We start from the raw sequence: 2,725 nt of genomic DNA on the forward strand, positions 1-2,725 counted from the left end.
GCGCAAGCGCTATGCCGCCAGCGAGAGCAAACCCAACCAGCGCTATCACTACCGCAACATCGCCGTCGACTACATCATGAAGTCGGCCGACGAACTGCCGGCGCGCTCGCAGGCTTTCGCCGCGGTGCTGTGCCAGGGCACCGGCTTCGTCTACTACGATGCGGCGCTGGCCCCCGTGCCGTATCGCCGCTACGTGAAGGAAGGTGCAGCCGTGCCGTTCTCGGCGGACTTCGGCCGGAACTGTGTGGAGCCGGATTTCAAGGCGGCGGGACGCTTCCCGTATGTGCAGGCGTGGAAGAAGACGCGCCATTGGACGGCGACGCATCGCAATGCGGCCATCGTATCTGACTACTTAAGGAAACGATCATGAGCAAGCAAATCGCCCTCTTCTCCGCCCTGGCTGCTTCCCTGCTGGTGTCCTTCGCCGCGCAAGCCGCCGAGACCGCCGAACTGAAGGTCAAGGGCGTGATCCGTCCTTCGGCCTGTACACCAAGCTTCACCGGCACCAACGTGGTCGACTACGGCACCATCTCCGGCGCCGGCCTGAAGAAAACAGCCGCGAATCCGCTGCCTGAAAAGACCATCGCCTTTACCGTGACTTGCGATGCAGCAACCAAGGTCGCCGTGCGCGCCATCGACAACAAGGCATCGACCGTCGTCAACGGCCTGATGACCGCGATCAACTCCAACCTGACCGACAAGCATGCCTACGGCCTGGGCGCAGCGGGCGGCAAGAACATCGGCGCCTACAGCGTGCGCACCATCGTCGGTTCGTTCACGGCCGATGGCGCTACTCCCGACGTGGTGGCCGACGCCGCCAACAACAACACCTGGACCAAGTCGACCTACGGCCGCTTCCACGCCGACGGTAGCGCGCGCCAGTCGTTCGCCGCCACCGGTTCGACCGTGCCGGGTTCGTACAAGACCATCTCCGGCAACCTCGGCGTGACCGCCGTGCTGGACAAGGGCGACAACCTGCCGCTGACGCAGAACATCGACCTCGACGGCTCGGCCACGATTGAAGTGCAGTACCTGTAATTGAATTGACTTGAGGAGGCGCTGTGGTTGGCGCAAAGCCCGTCCCTGCATTGCGCGGTGGCGGGCTTTTTCATGGCGCGTCGTCGTTGCTGCGCTATTGCTGCGTTACGGCCGCCGACCCAGCGCGCGCCGTACGTCATCCAGCACCGGCACCAGCGCGACGAAGATCAGCGTGGCGGCAAGCGGCAAGGTGAATATGAAGCCGATGTGCCTGAATCCCAGCGCACCGACCACGCCGCCGGTGAAGAACAGCGCCACCAGCGTGGTCAGCGTGCGAAGTTTGGCGACGTCCGCGCGCACATGCATGTCGGGATGGCGGTTGCTGTTCCAATAAAGCGCCTTGCCCAGTTCGATGCCGATGTCGGTGACCATGCCGGTGACGTGGGTGGTGCGAATTTCCGCGCGCGAAAGCTTGGTGATCATGGCGTTCTGCAAGCCCATGATGAAACACAGCAACAGCACCGTGACCGGCACGAACAGCCACTCGATGCCGGTGATGTTGCCGCCCAGCAGCGCGAAGCACAACAGCAGCAGCGCTTCGGCGATCAGCGGCATGGCGTATTCGGCTTCAAGGCGACGCTTGCGCGCCCAGTTGATCAGCACCGCCGAACTGGCCGCGCCGGCAATGAAGAACAGCATGCTGGCCGCGCCCGACAACAACAAGCCGATCGCACCGATGGCGACGTCCTCGGCCATCATCGACAGGATGCCGGACATGTGCGAAGTGAATTGCCCGACCACCAGGAAACCGCCGGCATTGATCGCGCCCGCAATCGCGGACAACACAAAGGCCAGATGCCGGTTGGCGGCCAGGGTGCGGTTCTTGCCGGCGAGACTGCGGAGATAGGAGACGGGCATAGCGGTTTTCCGAGGCGATACAGCGCTGAACAGGAAGGAGACCACCGTGCGTGCCGGTCTCCGGTATGGCCCCCAAAGTATAGCGCTCCCGCCTCGCTGATGCTGCCGGCTACGTTCTCTTGTGCGCCAGCGATGCCGCATGATCCGGTAAAAAGACGCCTGGAAAGAAGCGCCTGCAGGAAGACCGGAGGGGCGCGAATTTCACCTGAATTTCTTCACCTGAATTTCATATGTCCGTCACCCGAACAAATGCGCCGCCATGAAATCCACAAACGCACGCAACTTGGGCGAGAGATAGGGACTCGACGGCCACAGCATGCGGAAGGTGCCCGAGTGATGGATGTAGTTGTCGAGCACGCTCACCAGCGTGCCTTTGCGCTCCTGTTCGCGAATCGAGAAATCCGGCAGGCAAGCGATGCCCAGCCCGGCCTCGGCCATGTGGATCAGCGGCTCGATGGTGTTGACCACGGCGGTGGTCGGCAAGTCCAGCGTGAGGTCCTTGCGGCCTCGGCCGCCCCGCAGGGGCCAGCGCTCCAGCTTGCCGTTGGTGGCGAAGCGGTGATGCAGGCAGGCGTGCTGCAGCAGATCGTCGGGCGTCTGCGGCATGCCGGCACGCTTGAGATAAGCCGGCGACGCCGCCAGCCGGAACCTGAACTTGCCGAGCGGTCGCGCCACCAGGCGCGAATCGACTGCTTCGCCGGAACGCACTACGGCGTCGAAGCCTTCGGCGATGACGTCAACCAGTCTGTCGGTGAAATCCAGTTCCAGTTCAATCTCGGGATGCGCGCGCGCGGCGCGCAGCGCCGGCATCATCAGCATGCCGACGATG

Annotated in this window: 2 protein-coding genes and 2 pseudogenes; 2 read left to right on the top strand and 2 right to left on the bottom strand. The window is 63.4% G+C overall.

Annotated elements, in window-relative coordinates:
• Together HLUSI_RS26695 and HLUSI_RS26700 are read left to right on the top strand one after the other, a co-directional pair.
• Nucleotides 1–370 (top strand): annotated as a pseudogene (locus tag HLUSI_RS26695) (hypothetical protein); the annotation flags it as partial.
• A complete protein-coding gene (locus tag HLUSI_RS26700) occupies nt 367–1,038 on the top strand; it encodes a DUF1120 domain-containing protein (RefSeq protein WP_016832536.1) in 672 nt (223 codons plus the stop codon). The pseudogene HLUSI_RS26695 and the gene HLUSI_RS26700, both read left to right, overlap by 4 nt.
• Before the next feature lie 111 nt (nt 1,039–1,149).
• Here HLUSI_RS26700 and HLUSI_RS0102865 read toward each other — a convergent pair.
• Together HLUSI_RS0102865 and HLUSI_RS0102870 are read right to left on the bottom strand one after the other, a co-directional pair.
• A pseudogene (locus tag HLUSI_RS0102865) lies at nt 1,150–1,896 on the bottom strand (YoaK family protein); the annotation flags it as partial.
• A 237-nt stretch (nt 1,897–2,133) separates the two neighbouring features.
• On the bottom strand, nt 2,134–2,725 hold a 592-nt coding region (locus HLUSI_RS0102870), incomplete at its 5' end, for a LysR substrate-binding domain-containing protein (protein WP_016832538.1).

It is taken from the genome of Herbaspirillum lusitanum P6-12, assembly GCF_000256565.1.
GTDB lineage: Bacteria > Pseudomonadota > Gammaproteobacteria > Burkholderiales > Burkholderiaceae_D > Herbaspirillum > Herbaspirillum lusitanum.